Source organism: Sphingomonas sp. So64.6b (genome assembly GCF_014171475.1).
Taxonomy (GTDB): Bacteria; Pseudomonadota; Alphaproteobacteria; order Sphingomonadales; family Sphingomonadaceae; genus Sphingomonas; species Sphingomonas alpina_A.
Genome location: NZ_CP048817.1, coordinates 4258782 through 4280867, shown reverse-complemented (window position 1 = coordinate 4280867; position 22086 = coordinate 4258782). Strand labels below are relative to the sequence as shown.

General features: G+C 64.2%; 24 protein-coding genes. 14 read left to right on the top strand and 10 right to left on the bottom strand.

Annotation, left to right across the window (positions count from 1 at the left end; translation table 11 throughout):
- Positions 1 to 55 precede the first annotated feature (55 nt).
- Positions 56 to 1132, bottom strand: coding sequence for a Gfo/Idh/MocA family oxidoreductase (locus tag G4G27_RS20585; protein WP_183113932.1), 1077 nt, complete (start codon positions 1130 to 1132; stop codon positions 56 to 58).
- A gap of 36 nt (positions 1133 to 1168) precedes the next feature.
- Here G4G27_RS20585 and G4G27_RS20580 point away from each other — a divergent pair, with 36 nt between their 5' ends.
- From G4G27_RS20580 to G4G27_RS20555, 6 genes are read left to right on the top strand one after another with little or no spacing between them, the layout of a single operon-like run.
- Positions 1169 to 2077, top strand: a complete 909-nt coding sequence (locus tag G4G27_RS20580; protein ID WP_183110366.1) for an aldo/keto reductase — start codon at positions 1169 to 1171, stop codon at positions 2075 to 2077.
- Complete coding sequence (locus tag G4G27_RS20575; RefSeq protein WP_183110365.1) at positions 2074 to 3156, top strand: LLM class flavin-dependent oxidoreductase; 1083 nt, start codon at positions 2074 to 2076, stop codon at positions 3154 to 3156. Before G4G27_RS20580 ends, G4G27_RS20575 begins: the two co-directional genes overlap by 4 nt.
- A gap of 11 nt (positions 3157 to 3167) precedes the next feature.
- Complete coding sequence (locus tag G4G27_RS20570; RefSeq protein ID WP_183110364.1) at positions 3168 to 3776, top strand: NADPH-dependent FMN reductase; 609 nt, start codon at positions 3168 to 3170, stop codon at positions 3774 to 3776.
- Positions 3769 to 4980, top strand: a complete 1212-nt coding sequence (locus G4G27_RS20565; protein WP_183110363.1) for a molybdopterin-dependent oxidoreductase — start codon at positions 3769 to 3771, stop codon at positions 4978 to 4980. The genes G4G27_RS20570 and G4G27_RS20565 overlap by 8 nt, the downstream gene beginning before the upstream one ends.
- Positions 4977 to 5393: a hypothetical protein gene (locus tag G4G27_RS20560; protein WP_183110362.1), complete on the top strand. Its 417-nt coding sequence runs from the start codon at positions 4977 to 4979 to the stop codon at positions 5391 to 5393. Before G4G27_RS20565 ends, G4G27_RS20560 begins: the two co-directional genes overlap by 4 nt.
- Positions 5390 to 5842 carry an SRPBCC family protein gene (locus G4G27_RS20555; RefSeq protein WP_183110361.1) on the top strand — a complete coding sequence of 151 codons (453 nt, stop codon included), beginning with the start codon at positions 5390 to 5392 and terminating at the stop codon, positions 5840 to 5842. Before G4G27_RS20560 ends, G4G27_RS20555 begins: the two co-directional genes overlap by 4 nt.
- Before the next feature lie 3 nt (positions 5843 to 5845).
- On the opposite strand, the gene G4G27_RS20550 is transcribed toward G4G27_RS20555, so the two are convergent.
- A complete protein-coding gene (locus G4G27_RS20550; protein ID WP_183110360.1) occupies positions 5846 to 6715 on the bottom strand; it encodes a 3-hydroxybutyryl-CoA dehydrogenase in 870 nt (289 codons plus the stop codon).
- A 71-nt stretch (positions 6716 to 6786) separates the two neighbouring features.
- Between G4G27_RS20550 and G4G27_RS20545 the strand changes: the two genes are divergently transcribed.
- Positions 6787 to 7806: a DUF1176 domain-containing protein gene (locus G4G27_RS20545; protein WP_183110359.1), complete on the top strand. Its 1020-nt coding sequence runs from the start codon at positions 6787 to 6789 to the stop codon at positions 7804 to 7806.
- 112 nt (positions 7807 to 7918) lie between these two features.
- A complete protein-coding gene (locus G4G27_RS20540; protein ID WP_183110358.1) occupies positions 7919 to 8923 on the top strand; it encodes a DUF1176 domain-containing protein in 1005 nt (334 codons plus the stop codon).
- Between the two features lie 20 nt (positions 8924 to 8943).
- Here the strand turns inward: G4G27_RS20540 and egtD are convergent, their stop codons facing one another.
- The 5 genes from egtD to G4G27_RS20515 are packed head-to-tail and all read right to left on the bottom strand — an operon-like array spanning position 8944 to position 13088.
- Entirely contained in the window at positions 8944 to 9921 is a 978-nt protein-coding gene (gene egtD / locus G4G27_RS20535) for an L-histidine N(alpha)-methyltransferase (protein ID WP_183110357.1), read from the bottom strand.
- A complete protein-coding gene (gene egtB, locus G4G27_RS20530) occupies positions 9922 to 11196 on the bottom strand; it encodes an ergothioneine biosynthesis protein EgtB (RefSeq protein ID WP_244624438.1) in 1275 nt (424 codons plus the stop codon). It lies immediately after the preceding gene.
- Positions 11197 to 11250: 54 nt separating this feature from the next.
- Positions 11251 to 11820 carry a cob(I)yrinic acid a,c-diamide adenosyltransferase gene (locus tag G4G27_RS20525; protein ID WP_183110355.1) on the bottom strand — a complete coding sequence of 190 codons (570 nt, stop codon included), beginning with the start codon at positions 11818 to 11820 and terminating at the stop codon, positions 11251 to 11253.
- Positions 11821 to 11838: 18 nt separating this feature from the next.
- Complete coding sequence (locus G4G27_RS20520) at positions 11839 to 12075, bottom strand: twin transmembrane helix small protein (RefSeq protein WP_183110354.1); 237 nt, start codon at positions 12073 to 12075, stop codon at positions 11839 to 11841.
- 44 nt (positions 12076 to 12119) lie between these two features.
- On the bottom strand, positions 12120 to 13088 hold the full coding sequence (locus tag G4G27_RS20515; RefSeq protein WP_183110353.1) for a hypothetical protein: 969 nt from the start codon (positions 13086 to 13088) through the stop codon (positions 12120 to 12122).
- A gap of 108 nt (positions 13089 to 13196) precedes the next feature.
- Here G4G27_RS20515 and G4G27_RS20510 point away from each other — a divergent pair, with 108 nt between their 5' ends.
- A complete protein-coding gene (locus G4G27_RS20510) occupies positions 13197 to 13508 on the top strand; it encodes an antibiotic biosynthesis monooxygenase (RefSeq protein WP_183110352.1) in 312 nt (103 codons plus the stop codon).
- Here the strand turns inward: G4G27_RS20510 and gluQRS are convergent.
- Positions 13505 to 14374: a tRNA glutamyl-Q(34) synthetase GluQRS gene (gene gluQRS / locus G4G27_RS20505; protein ID WP_183110351.1), complete on the bottom strand. Its 870-nt coding sequence runs from the start codon at positions 14372 to 14374 to the stop codon at positions 13505 to 13507. The genes G4G27_RS20510 and gluQRS overlap by 4 nt on opposite strands.
- A gap of 107 nt (positions 14375 to 14481) precedes the next feature.
- Between gluQRS and G4G27_RS20500 the strand changes: the two genes are divergently transcribed.
- From G4G27_RS20500 to ppc, 3 genes are all read left to right on the top strand, one after another.
- Entirely contained in the window at positions 14482 to 15048 is a 567-nt protein-coding gene (locus G4G27_RS20500) for an HNH endonuclease (RefSeq protein WP_183110350.1), read from the top strand.
- Positions 15049 to 15147: 99 nt separating this feature from the next.
- The gene (locus tag G4G27_RS20495) at positions 15148 to 15507 is read left to right on the top strand and encodes a hypothetical protein (protein WP_183110349.1); all 360 of its coding nucleotides are present in this window, start codon (positions 15148 to 15150) and stop codon (positions 15505 to 15507) included.
- Positions 15508 to 15557: 50 nt separating this feature from the next.
- On the top strand, positions 15558 to 18257 hold the full coding sequence (ppc, locus tag G4G27_RS20490; RefSeq protein ID WP_183110348.1) for a phosphoenolpyruvate carboxylase: 2700 nt from the start codon (positions 15558 to 15560) through the stop codon (positions 18255 to 18257).
- A gap of 93 nt (positions 18258 to 18350) precedes the next feature.
- Here the strand turns inward: ppc and G4G27_RS20485 are convergent, their stop codons facing one another.
- Positions 18351 to 18791 carry an acyl-CoA thioesterase gene (locus G4G27_RS20485; protein WP_183110347.1) on the bottom strand — a complete coding sequence of 147 codons (441 nt, stop codon included), beginning with the start codon at positions 18789 to 18791 and terminating at the stop codon, positions 18351 to 18353.
- A 3-nt stretch (positions 18792 to 18794) separates the two neighbouring features.
- On the bottom strand, positions 18795 to 20852 hold the full coding sequence (locus G4G27_RS20480; protein ID WP_183110346.1) for a S9 family peptidase: 2058 nt from the start codon (positions 20850 to 20852) through the stop codon (positions 18795 to 18797).
- Positions 20853 to 20913: 61 nt separating this feature from the next.
- On the opposite strand from G4G27_RS20480, the gene G4G27_RS20475 reads away from it, so the two are divergent.
- Both G4G27_RS20475 and G4G27_RS20470 read left to right on the top strand, forming a co-directional pair.
- Positions 20914 to 21423 (top strand): GFA family protein, encoded by a 510-nt coding sequence (locus tag G4G27_RS20475; RefSeq protein WP_244624437.1) that lies wholly within the window; start codon positions 20914 to 20916, stop codon positions 21421 to 21423.
- Between the two features lie 80 nt (positions 21424 to 21503).
- Positions 21504 to 22079 (top strand): hypothetical protein, encoded by a 576-nt coding sequence (locus G4G27_RS20470; RefSeq protein ID WP_183110344.1) that lies wholly within the window; start codon positions 21504 to 21506, stop codon positions 22077 to 22079.
- Positions 22080 to 22086 lie beyond the last annotated feature (7 nt).

The following is a 22086-nucleotide window of genomic DNA, read 5'->3' as shown; positions in this document are numbered from 1 at the left end:
TATTGGCTGCATATGACAGCGCGATCAGACTTGGCATTCGTAAAGTTCGGCTTGGTCAGACTCCCAGTTCGGCCATTTCCACCACGCGGTGTTCGCGCGCGCTGATTTCAGCCGCCGCGCCGATCGCGACCGCCATCAACCCGTCATGCGCGGTGACCTCTACCGGGCCAGCGCCGCGCACCGCGGCGTTGAATTTCTGATGCTCGTAAAAGGTCGATCCGTGATGACTGCCGGCGTTCAGCGCCGCCTCATCGACTTCGACCAGGCGGCGTTCGACCGCCTTGGGATTCATGAAGCCGACACGGGGCGAATAGACGATCGCGCCTTCGGGAATCAGCACCTCGAGCCGCGCCTGATCGCCGACCGCCGCGATCTCCTCCTGATTCTCCGCGCCATCGGCGAACATCGACAGGTCGAGCATCGCGCGCACGCCATTGTCGAAATCGACCGTCGTATAACTGTTGTCGATGATGTCAGGCCGCTCACCGGCATAATCCTCGTCGAGATGGTTCACGTCCATCGCGCCCGAACAATAGACGCGCACCGCCTCCGCGCCGGTGATCAGGCGCATCAGATCGAAGAAGTGACAGCATTTCTCGACCATCGTGCCGCCGGTGTTGCGGCTGAAGCGATTCCAGTCGGCGACCTTGGACAGGAAGGGAAAACGATGCTCGCGGATCGACAGCATCTGCAGCTTGCCGATGCGCCCGCCCTTGATCTCCGCGATGAACTCGGCGGCCGGCGGCATGAAGCGATATTCCATCGCGGTCCAGAACACCTTGTCGTTCTGCGCGGCGCGATCGACGATCCAGCGCGCATCCTCGATTCGAGTCGCAACCGGCTTCTCACACAGGATATGCAGGCCCGCATCGAACAGCGGGACCAGCACATCGCGGTGCGTGTGATTGGGGCTGGCGACGATCACCGCATCGCACAACCCACTCGCCGCGAGCGCCGCCGCGTCGTCGAACACCGCGACGCCATCGGCGCGATCCTTCAGCGCATTCTTCGCCCAATCGAGCGAGCCGCGAGTCGGATCGGCCAGCGCCGTCACCACCGCGCCGGGCGTGATCGCCAGGTTGTTGATGTGCTCGACGCCCATCATACCCGCACCCACCAGACCATAACGCACTTGCTCAACCACGCGGACCAATCCTATATGACAACGATGTCTGAAATCATACTTACACCCGATTCCCGCCCGCTCGGCAAGAGCGGATTGATGGTCAGCCCGATTGCATGGGGGATGTGGCGCTTCGGTCACGCCTCCCCCGAACAGGGCCGCGCGCTGATCGAGGCGGCCTTCGCCGCCGGCGTGACACTGTTCGACACGGCCGATATCTATGGCTTCAACGGGTCGGGCGGGTTCGGCGATGCCGAGGCGTTGCTCGGCCGGATCTTCGCCGAATCACCTGATCTGCGCGCACGCATGGTGCTCGCGACCAAGGGTGGCATCGCCCCGCCGGTGCCCTATGATTCGAGCGCGCCGTATCTCGCCGCCGCACTCGACGCCTCGCTCCGGCGTTTGCAGACCGACCAAGTCGATCTCTACCAGATCCACCGCCCCGACATCCTGGCGCATCCGCAAGAGACCGCGCGTGCGCTGGAGGACATGGTCGCGGCCGGAAAGGTCCGCGCGGTCGGGGTGTCCAACTACACCGTCGCGCAAACCACCGCGCTGGCCAGCTTCCTGACCATCCCGCTGGCCAGCCATCAGCCGGAATTCTCACCCCTCGAACTCGAACCGATTACCGGCGGGCTGCTTGATCTGGCGATGGAGCGCGACATGGCGATCCTCGCCTGGTCGCCGCTCGGCGGCGGGCGAATCGGCGATCCGCAGGACGAGCGCAGCCGGGGTGTCACCGCCGCGCTGGATATCGTCGCCAATCAGGCGGGTGTGAGTCGCGCGGCGGCCGCCTATAGCTGGATCATGGCGCATCCGGCGCGCGCGATCCCGATCGTCGGCACACAGAATGTGACACGCATCGCGGAGATCGCCGACGCGTTCAAACCACGCTGGACGCGCCAGAGCTGGTACGACGTGCTGATCGCGTCGCGTGGGGAGCGATTGCCATGACCGACACACGCCCACCGTGCGAGATCAGCTGGTTTTCAGCGCTGTGCGATGACGATTATGAATTCCTCGGCGTGCCCGATGCAAAACTCAGATCGAGTTGGGAGCATTGCCGCGACATCGTCGTGCAGGCGGAAACCGGCGGGTTCGACAATGTGCTGCTGCCCTCCGGCTATGCGCTGGGCATCGACACCACCGCCTTCGCCGCCGCGATCGCGACCGCAACGAGCCAGATCAATTTGCTCATGGCAGTACGCATCGGCGAGACCTGGCCGCCGCAGCTGGCACGCCAGATCGCCACGATCGACCGGATGTCGGCCCAGGGAACTGGCAGGGGCAGGTTGAAGGTGAATATCATCTCCTCGGACATGCCCGGCGAGACGATGGCCTCAGCGCCGCGCTACGCTCGCACGGTCGAGGCGATGCAAATCCTCAAGACCCTGCTCAACGGCGAGGCGCTCGACCATGACGGCGAGTTCTGGAAACTTAAACTCGCGCCGCCGAGCATCGGCACCGTGTCGGGCAAGGCGCCCTTGCTCTATTTCGGCGGTCTGTCCGAGGATGCGCGCGAAGCGGCGGCGAGGGGCTGCGACGTGTTCCTGATGTGGCCCGACAAAAAGGAAAATGTCGCCGCAATCATCGCCGACATGAAGGATCGCGCGGCGAAACACGGCCGCGCCCTGCGCTTCGGTTATCGCGCGCACGTCATCGTGCGCGAAACCGAGGCCGAGGCGCGCATTGCCGCAGATCGGCTGCTGTCGAAGCTCGACGCGGCGGAAGGCGCGGCGATCCGCGCCAAGTCGCTCGATTCGACCTCGACCGGTGTCGCCGCTCAGGCCGCTTTGCGCGAAAATGCCGCGGATGACGGCTATGCCGAGCCCAATTTGTGGACCGGCGTCGGCCGCGCCCGCTCCGGCTGCGGCGCCGCGATAGTCGGCGATCCCGACCAGGTACTCGCCAAGCTCAACGCCTATCGCGACATGGGCATTGAGGCATTCATCCTGTCGGGCTATCCCCATGCTGCCGAGGCGGATTTGTTCGCCCGGCATGTCTTGCCGCGGATCGAACACGCCCCCCTGTAGAAGGTTTATTCATGGCCGATGCCGCCGCCACTGACGTTCAGGCCGATGCTCCTCTTGTCGTCGGCATCGGCGGGACGATCGGCGGTATCTCCTCGACCGAGCGCGCGCTGCGCATCGCACTCGACGCGGCGGGGCGCGAAGGCTTCCGCACGCGCATGTTCGGCGGCGCCGATATGGCGAAGCTGCCGCTTTACGACCCCAAGGCCACCACACGCACGCCCGACGAGATCGAATTCGTCGAAACGGTGCGCCAGGCATCCGCGCTGATCATCGCCAGTCCCGGTTATCACGGTAGCATCTCGGGCGTGGTCAAGAACGCGCTCGACCTCCTCGAGGAGACGGCGCGGGACGTTGAGCGCCCTTATCTAGCCGACATGCCGGTCGGGTTGATCGCCACCGCTTATGGCTGGCAGGCGACTGGCAGCACGATCGCCGCGCTGCGCTCGATCGTGCATGCGCTGCGCGGCTGGCCGACGCCGTTCGCCGCGGCGATCAACAGCCAGTTGACCAAGTTCGACGAGGACGGTGGGGCGAGCGAACCGGCGGTGCTGGAGCAGCTCTGCATGGTCGGACGCCAGGTCGCGCGCTTCGCGCCGCTGTCGATCAAGACCAATGGCTGAGCTGGACCGCCGCCGCGCGATCGGGCTGATCGGGCTCGGTGGTGCCGGCTTGGTGACCGCGCCGGTCTGGGGGCAGGCGCTGGCCGATCTCGGCCTGCCCGGCGGCAATGGCAGCCGGCCGTTGACTACCGCCTTTCCCGGCAAGGGCAGCATGATCCTGCAGCGCGGGCGTGCACCGCTGCTCGAAACGCCGATCGATGCGTTCGACGGTAATGTCTTCACGCCCAACGACCGCTTCTTCGTGCGCTGGCATTATGACGACATCCCGACCTCTGTCGATGTCACGCGCTTCCGACTGAAGGTTAGTGGTGCGGTGCGTCAGCCGGTCGCGCTGTCCCTCGCCGATCTGCTTGCCATGCCGCGCGTCGAGATCGCCGCGATCAACCAGTGTTCGGGCAATTCGCGCGGCCGTTTCTTTCCGCGCGTGCCCGGCGCGCAATGGGGCGATGGGGCGATCGGCAATGCGCGGTGGACCGGCGTGCGATTGAAAGACGTGCTCGACCGCGCCGGCATCGCGCCCGGCGCGATCGCGGTGCGGCTCGGCGGTCTCGACAAGCCGCCGCCCGGTGCGCCGGCGTTCGAGAAATCGCTTGAGCTCGACCATGCGCGTGACGGCGAGGTGATGATCGCGTTCCAGATGAACGGCGCGCAATTGCCGATGCTTAACGGCTTTCCCATCCGGCTCATCGTGCCCGGCTGGTATTCGACCTATTGGATCAAGGCGCTCGAGCGGATCGAGGTGCTGACCGCGCCCGACACCGGATACTGGATGGACAAGGCGTATCGCATCCCGACCGCGCCGCGCGCCTCTGTGGTGCCGGGCGCGAAGGATTTTCCGACCGTGCCGATCAACCGCATGGTGCCGCGCGCCTTCTTCACCAACATGGCGGACGGCGCGAGCGTGGTGGCGAATTCACCCTTTTTCGTGCGCGGCCTCGCGATGGGCGGTGCTGCCGGTGTCGCACGGGTCGACCTGTCGATGGATGGCGGCGCGAGCTGGCGCGCCGCACCGCTCGGCACCGATGAAGGCAAATACGGCTTCCGCCTGTGGAATGCGACGATCCCTGCGTTGCGGCCCGGCGGCTATCGCATCGCGGTGCGCTGCACCAACGCCAATGGCGAGACGCAGGTCGCCGATCCGATTTGGAACCCCGGCGGCTTCATGCGCAATGCGATCGAGTCGATCGCGGTGAAAGCAGCATGAAATCGATCGGCTTCAAGGTCGCGATTATCGCACTGCTTGTATTTGCCGTGCTGACGATCGGATGGAATTTTCTGATCGACCGAGTCGATCCGGCCGCAGCGCCCGCCGCCACAGCCAAGGGCCCGTCAGTCTCAGGCGGGGGCGTGACGCTCGTCTCCGACACGATTGCCCTGCCCGATTCGACTGCCGCACTGCCAGCGGGAGCGGCGGGCGAACTGATCACGCAGCACTGCACCGCGTGCCATTCGGTCGAGATGATCACCACCCAGCCGCATCTGGCGCCGGAGAAATGGCAGGCGACGGTCGAGAAGATGCGCGCGGTCTACAAGGCGCCGATCGCGCCCGGCGACGATCAGGCGCTGGTCGCGGCGCTCGTCTCCTTCCAGCAGCCCGCCAAGACCGCCGCCAAGTGACGATCCGCTGGCTGGACGGCTTCGAACCGGCAAACAGTCCAGTCCATGTCGTCAACCGCATCGAGACCGTGACCGATCCACAGCTTGTCTGGCGGCGCCTGATCCGCGCCGCCGACTGGCCGCTAATCTACGCCAATGCCAACAAGGTGAAAATCGAAGGTGGCGGCGCGGACCTGTTCGCCGGTGCGCATTTCACCTGGAGGACTTTCGGCGTCGCGCTGAAGACTCGAGTGACCGAGTTCGAACCCGAGACGCGCATCGCCTGGCTCGCCGAATCAACTGGCGTGCGCGCCTATCATGCCTGGCTCATCACGCCGCGCAACGGCGGCGGCTGCACCATCCTGACCGAGGAAACGCAACACGGGCTGGTCGCGCGCGTCGGACGACGGCTCTTCCCCGATCGAATGGAACGCTGGCACCAGAAATGGCTCGAAGCGCTCGCCGCCTGACGCTCACCGCGTCGGCACTGGCTCGTCACCGGAATAATCGTAGAAGCCCCGCCCGGTCTTGCGGCCGAACCAGCCGGCCTCGACATATTTGACCAGCACCGGCGCGGGCCGGAACTTGGGGTCTCCGGTGCCTTCGAACAGCACGCGGGTGATCTCCAGGCATGTGTCGAGGCCGATGAAATCGGCTAGCGTGAGTGGCCCCATCGGATGGTTGAGGCCAAGCTGGCAGGCGAGATCGATGTCGCGGATCGTCGCGACACCCTCACCGAGGGCGAAGCACGCCTCGTTGAGCATCGGCATGAGCACGCGGTTGACGATGAAGCCCGGCGCGTCATTGGCGCGCACCACCTGCTTGCCGAGTGCTTTGGCATAGGTCTCGATCAGCTTGACCGTGTCATCCGACGTGGCGAGTCCGCGAATGATCTCGATCAGGCCCATCACGGGCACCGGATTGAAGAAATGCACGCCGATGAAGCGCTTCGGATCGGGCGAGGATTGCGCGAGGCGTGTGATCGGGATCGACGAGGTGTTCGACGCCAGCACCGCCTGATGGCCCAGCACCTTGCCGACTTCGGCGAAGATCGTGCGCTTGATCTCTTCGCGCTCGGTCGCCGCCTCGATCACCAGGCCGCAGGACGACATGCCCTGCACGCCCTCGATCGGCTCGATCCGCGCCAGCGCCTGATCACGCGCCGCGCCGTCGATCTTCTCCTTCGACACCAGCCGCTCAAGTGCCTTGGCGATGCCGAGCTTGCCCGCGTCGGCGCGGTCCTTCGACACATCGGTGAGCAGCACATGATAGCCCGCCTGTGCCGATACTTGCGCAATGCCCGCGCCCATCTGCCCCGCCCCGATCACGCCTACCGACTGCATCGTTTCGCTCCGTTCAGTTCCATGTCGCGTCGCTCCTATCGACTTGGAGCGCGTTGAGCTAGGATGCCGGCATGATCCTTTCGCTGCTTTTGTTTGCCGCTGGCGCCGAAGCCGCCGCGCCCAGGCCCGGTCCGATCAAGACCTTTGGCGACTGGGCGGTCGCGTGTGACAATGTCCATGCCTGCGAGATGACCTCGCTCATCCCGACTCAGGAGATGGTCGATGGCACCGATAGCGGCGGTTATTTCTCGATCGCGCGTGCGGCCGGCCCGGATGGCGGGTTCGCGTTCAAAAATTCGAGCAATGGCAATCATGACGGCGAGACGGCGATCCGCATCGACGGCAAGGTCGTCGGCGGCGGCACGATCGTCAGGGATTCGCTGACGCTGACCGGCACCAGAGCGGCGACGATCGTTGCGGCGCTGGCCAAAGGAAACAGGCTCAGCCTGACCGACACTGCCGGCACCGAGATCGCTCATGCCTCGCTTGCCGGATCGTCCGCCGCGCTGCGCTTCATCGACGCAGATCAGGGCCGCGCCGGCGGCGTTACCGCAGCGGTGGCAAAGGGCAGCAAGCCGGCCAGCGCAGTGCCAGCTGCCCTGCCCTTGCCGCGAATTCCCTCGCTCCCGGCATCGGGAAAGGCCGCTGTGATCACGCCCGCATTGCTCAAGCAGATGGTCGACCTGTCGGGCTGCGACACGGAGGACAGCAAGGTCAGCGATCCGATCAAAGGCGATGCGCTGGCCGGCGGCAAGACGCTGGTGCTGATGCCGTGCGGCAGCGGCGCGTATAATTTCTCGACCGTTGCGGTGATCGTCTCGGGCAGCAAGCCAATGCTCGCCCGGTTCGACTTCCAGCCCGGCGGAGTCGAGGCGATGGGCACATCGACTCTGGTCAATGCCGCATGGAACGCAAAGACCGCCCGGCTGCAAAGCTATGCCAAGCAGCGTGGCATCGGCGATTGCGGAGCGAGCGAGGATTATGCCTGGGACGGCACGGCGTTCCGCCTCGTCGAGGCGCGGCGGATGGATGAATGCCAAGGGTCGAGCAACTGGCTCGCGGTGTGGCGGGCGACGCCGGTCAGGCCCTGAAATCCCGTCGCACGGCGCACACGTCATATCGCCTTTTGCCAAGGACGGTCGTTTTGGCATTGTTCAATTTCAGCTGCCTATTCCATAGCCGCCGAATGATGGGAGAGGTTCGATGCTGACGTTCGCCGCGCTCGCGCTGGCCACTGCCCCGTCCCCATCGGCCCCACGCCCGGGCGAACTCAAGACGTTCAAGGATTGGGTGGTCGCCTGCGACAATGGCAATAGCTGTAGCCTCGCATCGCTCGACCCGGTCGTCGGCGAGAGCCACGACGCAACGCTGAACCTGACCCGCGATGCCGGGCCGGAGGGCGGGTTGCGCATCAGCCTCTCCGCGGTCATCGATGGCCCGGCGCCGGCAGGCCTGTCGATCGACGGCAAGCCAGTCGGTAAGGCGTTCAAGCCGGCGGCGCACGGCGTAACGCTGGACGGAACCGGATCCATGGCGGTCGCCGCGCTGCTCGGCAACAGCAAGGCGCTGGTGGTGACTGATGCCGGCGGCAAGCGCATCGCGACATTGTCGCCAAGCGGCCTTACCGCCGCGCTGCGCCATATCGACGCCGTACAGGGCCGCGACGGCGGCGTCACCGCACTCGTCGCCAAAGGCGCGAAGCCGGCAAGCGCGGTACCCGCCGCACCGATCCTGCCGATGATCATCGCGATGCGCCCATCCGGCCAGGCAGCGCGCCCGACCGCGCAACAGATCACCGCGCTCGCCCGCTCGGCCAAATGCAATGTCGATCCGACCATACCGGGCAAGGCCGACGCTTTCGCACTCGGCGCGGGCAAGGCGCTGGTACTGGTCCAGTGCGTCGCGGCAGTTTATAATGTCTCCTCAGCGGTGTTCATCATCGACAATGGCAAGCCCCGTCCCGCGCGCTTTGATGCGCCCACGGGTTCGGGCGAAGCGACGATCGTGCCGCTGGTGCTTAATGCCAAATACAAGGCTGGAACGCTGACCAGCTACGGTAAAAATCGCGGCCTGGCCGATTGCGGGACGGCGCAAAGCTTCGTGTGGGACGGTGCCAAATTCCGCCTCAGCGCACAATCCGACATGGACAGCTGCCGCGGCAATACGAATTTCATCACCACCTGGCGGGCGCGAGTGACGCGTCCCTAATCCAATCGGCCGGATCCCCGTTAAGGCGCCAGGCGCACCGGTTGCGCCTCGGCCAGGATCACCGCGAACAGCCCGTCGGGATCGGTCCATTCGGCGATCGGTGTCCAGCCACCGCTGCGCAGCAGGATACGCGCATCGCGCGGGCCGTATTTATGGCTGTTCTCGGTGTGGATCGTCTCACCCGCACCAATCGAGAAAGGGCGCCCCTCGATCGTGAAGTCGAGATCGCCCTGCGCCTCGAGATGCATTTCGATCCGCGCGCGATCGTCGTTCCACAGCGCGCGGTGGCGGAAACGGTCGATCGGGATCGTCGCGCCAAGCTCGCGATTGATGCGCTCCAGCAGGTTGAGATTGAACCCCGCCGTCACGCCGGCCGCGTCGTCATAGGCTGCGACCAGCGTTTCCGCATCCTTCACCCGGTCCATGCCGATCAACAGCATCGCACCTTCGCCGAGCGACTGTTTCATTGCGCGTAGCAAATCGACAGACGCGTGCGGGATCATGTTGCCGATGGTCGAACCGGGAAAGAAACCAAGCTTGGGCAAGCCGGCAACCTGCGCCGGCAGCGCGATCGGGTGAAGGAAGTCCGCCTCGACTGGTAGTACCGACAGGCCGGGAAAGGCCGAAGCGAGCCCGGCTGACGATTCGCGCAGGAAATCGCCCGAGATATCGATCGGCACATAAGCGGCGGGTGCCACCGCGCCGAGCAGGATCGGCGTCTTGGTCGAAGAACCCGAGCCGAACTCGACCACGGCGCGGCCTTCGCCCGCCAGCGCGGCGACCTTCGGCGCCACATCGCGCAGGATCGCGGTCTCGGTCCGGGTCGGATAATATTCGGGCAGGTCGGTGATTGCTTCGAACAATTCCGAGCCGCGCCGGTCATAGAACCAACGCGCCGGGATTGCGCGCGGGCGCATCTCGAATCCGCGCAGCACATCGGCGCGGAACGCCGGATCGGCCAGGGTGACGTCGCCGTCTTCGATCTCGCGTTTAAGCATTTACAGATCCTTTGCCAGGCGCACGCCGGTGAATTGCCAGCGCTGGTGCGGATAGAAGAAATTGCGGTAGCTCGCCCGGCTATGGCCGCGTGGCGTGGCACAAGATCCGCCGCGCAGCACGCACTGCCCGGACATGAACTTGCCATTATATTCGCCCACCGCCCCATCGATCGTCCGGAAGCCGGGATAGGGACGATAGGCGCTGCCAGTCCATTGCCAGACATCGCCGAAAAAGGCCGGGCCGCCTTCCGATGGGCGTGGCTCGACCGGACCAGCCGCATCCAACTGATTGCCGCCGGCCGGGTCATAAGCGCTGGCGGCGGATTCCCATTCGGCCTCGGTCGGCAAGCGCGCGCCGGCCCAGCTCGCATAGGCGTCGGCCTCGTAGAAGCTGATATGCGTCACCGGGGCGGCTGGATCGATCTCACGGCGCCCATCGAGCCCGAAGCGCGTCCAGCCGCCATCGCTTTGTTCCCAATATAGCGGCGCAGAGATGGCTTCAGCTTTCACCCAGGCCCAGCCGTCCGACAACCAGTGACGCGCGTCGCGATATCCGCCATCGGCGATGAACGCGGCCCATTCACCATTGGTGATGGTACGGTCGGCGATCGCATGAGGTCTGAGCAGTGCCTGGTGACGCGGGCCTTCGCAATCGAACGCGAAACCCCCACCCTTTTGACTGACGCCATCATGACCAATTTCGACAATGTCCGACTTGCCCTCGATCCAGCCGATCGGCCCGGGCATTGCGACCGGCACCTTGCGCGCCGCCGGCCATATCGCCGGTTCGAGCGGATTTTCCGACATCAGATGCAGCATATCGGTGACGAGCAGTTCCTGATGCTGCTCCTCATGATGGCAGCCGAGAATGACCAACTCTACCGCCGCCGCCGGCAAGCCGGGCAGCGCGGCGACCAGTGCGGCATCGACATGATGGCGATAAGCCAGCACTTCATCGAGCGTCGGCCGTGTGATCATGCCGCGCCGCCCGCGCGCATGGCGGCGCCCCTCGGCTTCGTAATAGCTGTTGAACAGGAACGGGAAGCGTTCGTCGTGCAGCGCATAGCCGGCGACGAAATCGCGCAGGATGAACGTCTCGAAAAACCAGCTGGTGTGCGCCAGATGCCATTTGGCCGGCGACGCATCTTCCATCGACTGCACGGTCGCATCGGCATCGGACAGCGGCGCAACCAGGGCTTCGCTCAATGCGCGCACGGCGGAAAAGCGCTCGATGAGCGCTGACGGGGAGGGCGCGAGAGGCTGCACTGTTCGCATTCTGTTCTCCATATCCAGAATAGAAACGCGAATCAATTGATCTGGAGCGAGCGGCTATCGAGAAGCGCCGGGAACCCACAAAACGTCGCCACCGACCGATTGGTTCACATGGCGTGCCGCAACGAACAGATAATCCGACAATCGGTTGATGTAGGATAAGGCCTGTGGGTTGAGCGGGACCGCTTGTGCCGCCGCAACCGCCGATCGCTCGGCACGCCGCACGGTCGCGCGGGCGACGTGAATCGCCGCAGCGGCCGCGCTGCCACCGGGCAGGATGAAGCTGGTCAGCGGCGGCATCCGCGCATTCATCGCGTCGATCTCCAGCTCGAGCCGCGCGACCTGTGCGGCGACGATGCGCAGGGTCATTTCCGAGGGCGCGAAATCGTTTCCAGGCGTGGCGAGATCGGCGCCAAGATCGAACAGATCGTTCTGGATGCGAGTCAAAGCGACAGCTGTTTCGCCCGGTTCCAGCGCAGCGATCGCGACACCGATTGCGCTGTTCGCTTCGTCGACATCGCCGATCGCGACCATCCGCGGATCGGTCTTGGCGACCCGCGATCCATCGACCAGACCGGTCGTGCCGTCATCGCCGGTACGCGTGTAGATCTTGTTGAGCTTGACCACCTGCGCGAGCCCGGCGGTTCAGCTACGCGCCCCGGCGAGCATCAGGATCAGCACGACGATGACGATCGCAATCGCCTGGAAGAAGATGCGGTACTGCATCATCTTGTTCGATTTGACAGCTGCTGCACTCGGCCCCGTCTCGCCGCCTTTCGCTTCTGCACTCGCGTTCATCATGAAGATGACCAGGCCGCGGATGAAGACGACCACCACCGCGATCATCGCGGCGATGAGGAGGATTGCGAGGAAAATGCTCATGGTTCTTATTTAGGGCTTCGACGGCGCAAAGCCAATGGGATGCGTCACCGCGGCGTGTCGGGAGCTTCGGCCGTAATGGCTTTGGTCGTGACTTCGGTTTCGCTGCAATCGCCGACCGGGCAATCGGGTGCCGCCGGCGCCACTTTTTCTATCGCCACGCTGTACGTGATCCGACCGGGCAGCGCCTGCTTGATGGTGATGGCAAGGTCGCGGACATTGACCTTTTTTTCGCCGGGATAAGCGGTTTCGATCTGACCGGTACCGGGATGGACAAGATCGTCGATCGAATAGCCGCGAACCTCGAACCGGATCCGGCCGTTCTCGATACCGTCATAAGCGATATCGTAGATTTTCCCGACCTCGTTGGAAGGATAATCAGCCGGGTCGGGAATTACCGGGCCTTTCGAATAATCGCGCGGTGGCACCAGCGGCTCGCCAAGCTTCACGGTCTGGACCTGGCCAAAAGTGGTGGGATTCGGCGCGGTGGAGCGAATCACCGCGACGCCAGGGTCGCGAGCCATCCGGTCGTGCAGCGCACGCGGCGATACGCTCTGATCGGCCAGCACAGCATCGGTAAAACTCGCGTCATCGATAGCGAGGGGGAAAGAACCGGTCGCCTTGCGATCCTTGGGGTCCGCACAGACAAAACTCAGTTCCGCATTATCCAGCGTGTCAGCGGACACGTCCGTCAGTTTCGCCTTGGGCAGAGTCGAGGTGTCGATCACCGCCTCGTCACGACCATAACGCTGCACGCCGTACCAGCCGAGCTTCCGCCCGGCGCAATCGGCCTGCATGAAATTGCGCGTCATCGCGACGGGGTCGCCCGATTGGCGGATGATCGTCTTGGACGAATAAGTGACGACGCTCTTGTCCCGCTCGATCGAACCGGCATCGATGAACACGACGCGATCGGCGCCATGCCCGACATACCACCATGGCGCGGCGGTCGCCGGCGCCGCGACCGCGGCGAAGATCGGCAACATGATCAGGCAGGCAGGTCGGCAATGGCGCATTGATTTCGACCCCTTAGGTTTTTTCGCCCTGATGTCACTTCTCTCGCTTCAAGTTCGTCATGTACCGACAGTGCTGGAATCCCGGTTCTTGAAAAATGGAGATACGACATGAACAGATACGCACTCTTCCTTCAGCATCGCACCAAACCCGACATGCGCGCGGAAGTTCAGAAGATCTGGCAGAAACATATGCAGCCGGCGATCGACGGCAATGCGGCCCATGAGGTCTATGTCTATTCGTTCGGGGCCGATACCGACCGGATTTGCGCCTTCCAGGTTTACAGCAGCGCCGAGGAAGCCGGCGCGTTCCTGAAAACCCAGGCTTATCTCGATTATGAACGGGAAGCAGCACCATTGCTCGAAGGCCCGCCGCAGGTCGAAGTGCTGCAGCCGCAATGGATCAAGGGAGCCCGAACCTAAGGCGGCGGCAGCGCAAAGCCGGGCGGCGCCTGCCCCCGACGCAGCATGTCGGCAAGCGCCGGGCCGTCCTGCCCGGCCGCGTGCAAACTCGCCAGAGTGGGCGCGCCATTGCGCTTGGCAAGGCGGTTGCCCGCAGCGTCAGTCAGCAGCGCGTGATGCCGATAGACCGGTACCGGCAGGCCGAGCAGTTCCTGCAGCAACCGGTGCACATGGGTCGCCTCGAACAGGTCCCGGCCGCGCACGATATGCGTTACGCCCTGCGCTGCGTCATCGACCGTGACGGCGAGGTGATAGCTGGCCGGCGCATCCTTGCGCGCCAGGACGACATCACCCAGTGCCCATGGATCGGCGACCACCGCCCCGGCCAGTTCATCCTGCCAGAACAGGTCGCCCTGCCCGGCTGCAGCGACCGCCCTGGCTATATCGATCCGCCATGCGTGCGGTTCATTCGCCATCCGGCTCGATCGCACCGTTGCATCAAGCGCGCGACATGTCCCGGGATAGACCGTGCCACCGATGCCATGCGGGGCCGACAGGCTGGCGGCGATATCGGCACGAGTGCAGAAGCACGGATAGAGCAGGCCCGCCTCACGGAGCCGATCGAGCGCCGCCGCATAAGCATCAAGCCGCTCCGACTGGCGCATGACCGGCCCGTCCCAGCTCAGGCCGAGCCAGCCAAAATCGTCGAAAATGCCCTGCACATGCTCCGGCCTCGATCGGCCGCCGTCGATGTCCTCGATCCGCAGCACAAAGGTGCCGCCCTCCTGTCGCGCGCAGTCATGCGCCTGAATCGCGGAAAAAGCGTGACCCAGATGCAACGGTCCGGTGGGGCTCGGCGCGAAGCGCGTGATGATCGTGCCCCGCATCAATCCCGCTCTTGACCGCGAGTCGCGCCCCGTGCTGCATTGCGTGTTGTCATCATGGCGTCATCCTGATCGGCGATTGCCGCGCAAGGAAGCAAGGGGGGTTCTGCGTGTATCATCCCGATTTGATCCGGCACCCCGACAGCTGCCCGGCATTGGTGCTGAATGCCGATTATACCCCGCTGAGCTATTATCCGCTTTCCGTCTGGCCGTGGCAGACCGCGATCAAGGCGGTGTTTCTCGACCGGGTCGATATCGTCGCGCAATATGAACGCGAGGTGCGCAGCCCGACGGCGCGATTGAAGCTGCCCTCGGTGATCGCGCTCAAATCCTATGTCCGGCCGAGCGCCTTTCCCGCCTTCACCCGGTTCAACGTGTTCCTGCGCGACAAATTCTCCTGCCAATATTGCGGCAGCGGGCATGACCTGACGTTCGATCATATCATTCCGCGCGCGCAAGGCGGACGGACGACCTGGGAGAATGTCGCGACCGCCTGCGCACCATGCAATCTGAAGAAGGGCGGGCGGACGCCCAAACAGGCACATATGCCGCTGCACATCGCCGCGATCCGCCCGACCAGCTGGCAGATGCAGGAGCATGGCCGGCGTTTTCCGCCCAATTACCTTCACGATACGTGGCATGACTGGCTTTATTGGGACGTCGAGCTGGAGGCGTGATGGCCGCATTGCGGCGGCATAGCGCCCATCGACAGCTTCCCGGCACGACGGAACGATAAGACGACCCCGCCGTTGCGCGAGCGTTAGGGAGGCACATTCATGTATCGTCAAAGTCCGTTGATCTGCGCCCTTGTGCTTTCCGTCGCCGCCTGTTCAAGCCGTAGCGACGAGGATGCGGCCGGATTCAAACCCCCGGTCAATGTGCTGCGCGCCGATCTGGTCGCGGGGTTCGCCAAGCGTTTCGACCGGCTCGACACCGACAGGAACGGTACGCTCGACGCGATCGAAATCGCCAAGCGGCCGGCGCGGATCAAGATGCTCGATGTAAACGGTGACGGCATTATCACGCTCGAAGAGTTCAAGTCCGGGCAACTTGCGCGTTTCGATCAGGCTGACGTTAATCGCGACGGCACGCTGACCACCCCCGAACGCGATGCGATGAAGGACGAACGACCGTAAATCGGCCAAGCGCGGTTGACCTGAGCCGTGCCGCAGCGCAGCATTCGCCCATGACCGAACTGCCCCCGATCACCAACAACCCCGACATCCGCTTCCTCGGCAAGCTACTTGGCGACGTCATTCGCGCTTATGGCGGCGACACATTGTTCCAACGCACCGAATATATTCGCGCCGCATCGGTCGACCGGCATCGCGGGCTTGAAGGCGCCGGCGGAACCGATCTGGGTCTCGACCGGCTCGATATCGACGAGACGCTCGATTTCGTGCGCGGCTTCATGCTGTTCTCGATGCTCGCCAATCTGGCGGAAGATCGCCAGGGCGTCGCGGCGGAGGAGGGCGCCGACCTCGAATCCGCACTCAAGCGGCTCGCCGACGAGGGCATCGACCATAAGGCGGTGATGGCGCTGCTCGATCGCGCGCTGGTCGCGCCGGTGCTGACCGCCCACCCGACCGAGGTGCGACGCAAGTCGATGATCGATCATCGCAACCGTATCGCCGAACTAATGGCGATGAAGGATCGCGGACTGGACGAAACTGGCGACGGCGACCGCATCGACGAAGCGATCCTGCGCCAGATCGCCTTGCTGTGGCAGACCCGCGTGCTGCGCCGCGAGCGGCTTTACGTCACCGATGAAGTCGAAACCGCGCTGAGTTATCTGCGTGACGTATTTCTGCCCACGCTCCCCGCGCTGTACCAGAAATGGGACCGAGCACTGGGCGAGCGCACGCCGAGCTTCCTGCGACCGGGCAGCTGGATCGGCGGCGATCGCGACGGCAACCCCTTCGTCACCGCCGACAGCCAGCGTATCGCGCTGGCCAAGGCGAGCGAGGCAGTGCTCGGCTATTATCTCGACGGGGTGAACGCGCTTGGCGCCGAATTGTCGATCTCGACCGACATCGCACATGCCGATGCCGATGTGCTGCGCCTCGCCGAGGCGAGCGGCGACACCGCGCAGAGCCGCGCCGACGAGCCCTATCGCCGCGCTTTGTCGGGCATCTATGCGCGACTGTCGGCGACGCATCTCGCGCTGATCGGCAAGCCCGCGCCACGGCCGTCGGCGCTGAAGGGCGAGGTCTATCCCGACCCAAAGGCATTCCGCGCCGATCTCGTCGCGATCGCGCACGGCCTGGCGGCCGAGGGCGGCGCGTCCCTGTCGTCGGGCGGCGCGCTTGGCCGGCTGATCCGCGCGGTCGAGACATTCGGTTTCCACCTCGCCACACTCGACATGCGCCAGAACAGCGCAGTGCATGAACGCGTCGTCGCCGAACTGCTCAAGGTCGCCGGGGTCGAGCCCGATTATCTCGCGCTCGACGAGGCCGCACGAGTCAAATTGCTGCGCGCCGAACTGTCCAATGCGCGGCCGCTGACCAGCAGTTTCGCCGATTATTCGGAGGAGACGAGCGGCGAACTGGCGATCGTGCGTGCCGCTGCCGAGGCGCACGCCAAATACGGACCCGGCTGCATCACCAATTACATCGTGTCGATGGCGCAGTCGGTGTCCGACCTGCTCGAGATCAACCTGATGCTGAAGGAATTTGGGCTGTATCGGCCGGGCTCCCCGTCCGGTTCGGGGTCCGGTTCGGAGCCGACCGCCGCGATCATGGCGGTGCCGCTGTTCGAGACGATCGGCGACCTCGAGGCCGCACCGGGCATCATGACCGACTGGCTCAGCCTGCCCGAGATCTCCACGATCGCGCAGGCGCGTGGCCATCAGGAAGTGATGATCGGCTATTCGGATTCGAACAAGGATGGCGGTTATCTCACCTCGACCTGGAGCCTGAGCAAGGCGTCGACCGCCCTGAAGCCGGTGTTCGAACAGGCCGGCGTGGCGATGCAATTGTTCCATGGCCGCGGTGGCGCGGTCGGGCGCGGCGGCGGATCATCCTTCGCCGCGATCCGCGCGCAACCACCGGGCACGGTGCAGGGTCGCATCCGCATCACCGAACAGGGCGAAGTGATCGCAGGCAAATATGGTACACGCGAAAGCGCCGCGACCAACCTCGAGGCGATGGCATCGGCGACATTGCTCGCCAGCCTTGAACCCGACCAGTTTTCGCGCGCCGATACCAAGCGTTTCGGCGCCGCGATGGACGTGATTTCGGGCACCGCGTTCAAGGCCTATCGCGACCTGGTCTATGGCACCGAGGGCTTCCGCACCTTTTTCCGCCAGATGACGCCGATCGCCGAAATCTCCGGCCTGAAGATCGGCAGCCGGCCGGCGAGCCGCAAGAAATCCGATGCGATCGAGGATCTGCGCGCAATCCCCTGGGTGTTCAGCTGGGCACAGGCGCGCGTCATGCTGCCCGGCTGGTATGGCGTCGGCCAAGCCATTGCCGCCTTCCCCGACAAGGGACTGCTGACCGAGATGGCGGAGGGCTGGCCCTTCTTCGCCGCGAGTCTCGCCAATATGGAGATGGTGCTGGCCAAGTCCGACATGCGCATTGCCGAGCGCTATGCCGCGCTGGTCGAGGATGCGGCCTTACGCGATTCCGTGTTCGGCGCGATCCGCGACGGATGGGGCAAGGCGCATGACGGGCTGCTCGAGATCACCGGCCAGTCGCGTCTGCTCGACAAACATCCTGCGCTGGATGAATCGATCCGGTTGCGGCTGCCTTATATCGAACCGCTCAACCTGCTGCAGATCGAGTTGATCAAGCGCCGTCGCGCCGGCGAAACCGATGAGCGGATCGGCGAGGGCATTCTCCTGTCGATCAACGCGATCGCCACCGCGTTGCGGAATAGCGGGTAAAGCTCCCTCTCCCCCTGTGGGAGAGGGAAGGGGCCCATCGCGTAGCGATGGGAAGGGTGAGGGGGACGCCGGTGTTGCGCACTCTACTCCCCCTCACCCTTCCGTCGCTTCGCTCCTCCCTCCCTCTCCCACAGGGGGAGAGGGAAATTCGAGGAACGGCGCCGCAAGCTCCGGCCGCACCCGCAACAACCGCCCCGTCGCGCGATCGAGCAGCGCCCAGGTCGACACCGCCTCGACCTTCACCTTACCGTCGGCTCCGGTGAACCGCACATGGCGGTCGAAGCGCGCGCCCCTTGGCGGTTCCGGCACCCAGGTTTCGCCGGTCACCGTCTCGCCGACGGCGACGTTACCGCGATAATCGATCTCATGCCGCGTCACGACCCAGATATAGGCCGCCTGCTGCTCCGCCGACGCGATCACGGTCCAGTGCGCGACGGCGATGTCCTGAATCCACTTCACCCACACCGCATTGTTGACGTGACCGAGTTCATCGATGTCGTCAGGGGTCGCAGTGATGGCGAGAGTGAAGACCATGGATCAGGCTTCGACCCCCAGCTGCCACAGCACGAACGCATGTTCCTCGGCCGCTTCGCGCAGGCTTTCGAACCGGCCCGACTTGCCGCCATGGCCGGCGCCCATATTGGTCTTGAGCAGCAGGACATTGTCGTCGGTCTTCATCTCACGCAGTTTCGCCGCCCATTTCGCCGGTTCCCAATAGGTCACGCGCGGATCGTTGAGCCCGCCCGAAATGAACATCGGCGGGTAATCCTGGCGCTTGACCTGGTCGTACGGCGAATAACCACGGATCAGGTCGAACGCCGCCTTGTCCTCGATCGGATTGCCCCATTCGGGCCATTCGCCCGGGGTCAGCGGCAGATCCGCGTCGAGCATGGTGTTGAGCACATCGACGAACGGCACATCGGCGATCACCGCGCCCCAGAGCTCAGGGTCGGAATTGACCACCGCGCCCATCAACTCACCGCCGGCCGAACGCCCGGCGATCGCGATCTTGCCCGCACTGGTCCAGCGCTCGGCGATCAGGCCCTTCGCGACATCGACAAAGTCGTTGAAAGTGTTGGCGCGTTTGTCGAGCTTGCCGTCGAGATACCATTGCTGACCGAGGTCGTCGCCGCCGCGGATATGCGCGATGGCATAGGCAAAGCCGCGATCGAGCAGCGACAGCCGTCCGGTCGAGAAGCCCGGCGGGATCGCGTAACCATAAGCGCCGTAGGAATAGAGAAAGAGCGGTGCCGATCCGTCGCGCGGAAAATCCTTCGGATAGACGATCGACACCGGCACCTCGGTGCCGTCGCGCGCGGTGATCTTGAGCCGCTCGGTCGCGTATTTGCTCGCGTCGTATCCGCTCGGGATCTCCTGCACCTTGAGTGTGGTCAGCGTGCCGGTGGCGACGTCATAATCATATTCGGTGCCCGGGGTGACCATCGATTCATAACCGACGCGCAGCACCTGCATGTCATATTCGGGATTGTTGCCGAGGCCCGCATCATAGCTCGCCTCGGGGAAGGCGATGCGTTTGGGCAGGCCGCCGTCATAGCGATGGATCTCGATCTGATCGAGACCGTCTTCGCGTCCATCGACGATGAAGAAGTCGCGGAAACACTCGACTCCGGTCATGTAGAAATGGCGCGACGGACCGATCAGCTCAGTCCATTCGCCGGGCGCCTCGATGCTTGCGGTGCACAGGCGGAAATTCGGATCGGTGTCGTTGGTGTGGATGAACAAAGTGCCGTCATGCTCATCGACATCATATTCGCGCCCGACCTGGCGCGCCGACACCAGCAACGGCGTGGCCAACGGCTCGTTGGCGGGGAGCAGCCAGATTTCGCTCGTCACATGGTCGCCGCTGGCGATGACGGTCCATTTGCGCGAACTGGTTTCCGACACGCCGACGCGGAAGCCTTCATCGGCCTCCTTGAACAGTTCGACATCGTCGCTGATCGGCGTGCCGAGCCGGTGATAGCGGACATTGTCGGTGCGCCATTGCTCATTGGCCAGACCGTAAAGGAAGCCGGTCGAATCGGTCGTCCAGACGATCTCCGACAACATGCCGGGAATCACGTCGGGCAGATGATTGCCGGTGGTCAGATCCTTGACCCGTACTTCGAAGCGTTCCGACCCGTTATCGTCGATCGCATAAGCGAGGTAGCGCCCGTCCTCGCTGACCGAGAAAGCGCCAAGGCGGAAATATTCCTTGCCCTCGGCCAATGCCGGTTCATCGAGGATCAGCACGTCCTCGCCGCCCGCCACGGGCTTGCGCCACCATTTGCGATACTCGCCGCCGGTCTCGAACGCAGTCCAGTAGAGCCAGTCGCCATCCTTTTGCGGGACCGACGAATCATCCTCCTTGATGCGCCCCTTCATCTCTTCATAGAGCCGGTCGGTCAGTGCCTTGTGCGGCGCCATCATGCTTTCGAAATAGGCGTTCTCGGCCTCGAGATAGGCGAGCACATCCTTGTCGGTGACGTCCGGATAACCCGGATCCTTGAGCCACGCATAATGGTCGTCGATGGTGACGTCATGGGTGGTGAAGCTGTAAGGGCGCCGTTCGGCGATCGGAGGCGTTGAGACTGTCATTCCCGCCTCTTAGCGTGGTGGCCGGGCTTGTCTAAGCCTGCGATGCCGATTGCCCTGGTCTATGGAGGTTCAATCGCACCGGCCCGAGTTGCCCGGCAGGGTCAAAGGCATAGAAGACCATGGTGAGTTTCACCATCACTGGACCGGACGCATGATCTCCCGCACCGCCAGCTGCCATTGCGGGCAGCTCGACCTGATATGCGCGGGTGAACCGCGAAAGATTTCCATGTGCCATTGCGTGCAGTGCCAACGCCGGACCGGCAGCCTGTTCAGCATCGCGGTCTTTTATGAGCGTGACCAGGTGACGATCGAGCGTGGCACGACGCACAGCTTCGAACGCCAATCCGCCAGTGGTTTTCCGGTCGCGTTTCATTTCTGTCCCCAGTGCGGCTCGAACCTGTTCTGGGAGCCGGCGCGGATGCCGCATCTGATCGGCGTTGCCGCCGGCGCGTTTGCCGATCCGAACTTTCCGCCGCCGGAGCAAGCAGTCTGGATGAAGGAAAGTCATCGCTGGCTCATCCTTCCGGACGAGATCACGGCCTTCGACACGAATCCGCTATCGCGCGCCTGACCCGCACGTCTCGCGAACAGCGGCCCGATCGCGGCCTATCCCTTGACAAATAAATCATATTGAATTAGTAGGAATAATAAATGAGCGAGACCCCGCGTCTGCCCTCTGCGGTCCTTGACCACCCAGTCTGGTCGAAGCTCTCCCATTACATCATTGGCCCCGAAACCGCCTCGCTCTCCTTCGAGCAGCGCCTGGCGCGCGAGAATGGCTGGCGCGCCGATTTCACGCCCCGCGTGATCGAAGAGTATCGCCGCTTCGTCTTTCTCGCGACGGTTGCCGGGCATGAGGTGACCCCGTCCGACGCGGTCGACCAGGCGTGGCACCTGCACCTTACCTACACGCGAGATTATTGGGAGCGCTTCTGCCCGACCGTCATCGGGCGGCCGCTACATCACGGCCCGACCGCCGGCGGCGCGGACGAGCAGCACCGCTTCTTCGACCAATATGCCGCGACGCTTGCGGCCTATGAACACTGGTTCGGCCAGGCGCCGCCAGGGGAGGTCTGGCCCGATGCCCGACGCCGTTTCTTTCGAGACCCGCTTGCGCGCCGTGTTGACCCCGCCACGGCCTTTATCCTGCCGCGCCGGACGACGCTGGCCGCATCCGGTGCGCTTGCCCTCCTGACGATTTCGATCTTGTGGTTGTCCCTGACGTGAAGGAGAA

Coding starts and splice junctions, on each gene's coding strand:
- G4G27_RS20575 (WP_183110365.1), top strand. CDS start 2,074: ATGACCGACACACGCCCACCGTGCGAGATCAGCTGGTTTTCAGCGCTG.
- G4G27_RS20480 (WP_183110346.1), bottom strand. CDS start 20,852: ATGACAGTCTCAACGCCTCCGATCGCCGAACGGCGCCCTTACAGCTTC.
- G4G27_RS20550 (WP_183110360.1), bottom strand. CDS start 6,715: ATGCAGTCGGTAGGCGTGATCGGGGCGGGGCAGATGGGCGCGGGCATT.
- G4G27_RS20580 (WP_183110366.1), top strand. CDS start 1,169: ATGTCTGAAATCATACTTACACCCGATTCCCGCCCGCTCGGCAAGAGC.
- ppc (WP_183110348.1), top strand. CDS start 15,558: ATGACCGAACTGCCCCCGATCACCAACAACCCCGACATCCGCTTCCTC.
- G4G27_RS20570 (WP_183110364.1), top strand. CDS start 3,168: ATGGCCGATGCCGCCGCCACTGACGTTCAGGCCGATGCTCCTCTTGTC.
- G4G27_RS20510 (WP_183110352.1), top strand. CDS start 13,197: ATGAACAGATACGCACTCTTCCTTCAGCATCGCACCAAACCCGACATG.
- G4G27_RS20515 (WP_183110353.1), bottom strand. CDS start 13,088: ATGCGCCATTGCCGACCTGCCTGCCTGATCATGTTGCCGATCTTCGCC.
- egtD (WP_183110357.1), bottom strand. CDS start 9,921: ATGCTTAAACGCGAGATCGAAGACGGCGACGTCACCCTGGCCGATCCG.
- G4G27_RS20565 (WP_183110363.1), top strand. CDS start 3,769: ATGGCTGAGCTGGACCGCCGCCGCGCGATCGGGCTGATCGGGCTCGGT.
- G4G27_RS20495 (WP_183110349.1), top strand. CDS start 15,148: ATGTATCGTCAAAGTCCGTTGATCTGCGCCCTTGTGCTTTCCGTCGCC.
- egtB (WP_244624438.1), bottom strand. CDS start 11,196: ATGCGAACAGTGCAGCCTCTCGCGCCCTCCCCGTCAGCGCTCATCGAG.
- G4G27_RS20560 (WP_183110362.1), top strand. CDS start 4,977: ATGAAATCGATCGGCTTCAAGGTCGCGATTATCGCACTGCTTGTATTT.
- G4G27_RS20540 (WP_183110358.1), top strand. CDS start 7,919: ATGCTGACGTTCGCCGCGCTCGCGCTGGCCACTGCCCCGTCCCCATCG.
- G4G27_RS20470 (WP_183110344.1), top strand. CDS start 21,504: ATGAGCGAGACCCCGCGTCTGCCCTCTGCGGTCCTTGACCACCCAGTC.
- G4G27_RS20475 (WP_244624437.1), top strand. CDS start 20,914: ATGGAGGTTCAATCGCACCGGCCCGAGTTGCCCGGCAGGGTCAAAGGC.
- G4G27_RS20485 (WP_183110347.1), bottom strand. CDS start 18,791: ATGGTCTTCACTCTCGCCATCACTGCGACCCCTGACGACATCGATGAA.
- G4G27_RS20520 (WP_183110354.1), bottom strand. CDS start 12,075: ATGAGCATTTTCCTCGCAATCCTCCTCATCGCCGCGATGATCGCGGTG.
- G4G27_RS20545 (WP_183110359.1), top strand. CDS start 6,787: ATGATCCTTTCGCTGCTTTTGTTTGCCGCTGGCGCCGAAGCCGCCGCG.
- gluQRS (WP_183110351.1), bottom strand. CDS start 14,374: ATGCGGGGCACGATCATCACGCGCTTCGCGCCGAGCCCCACCGGACCG.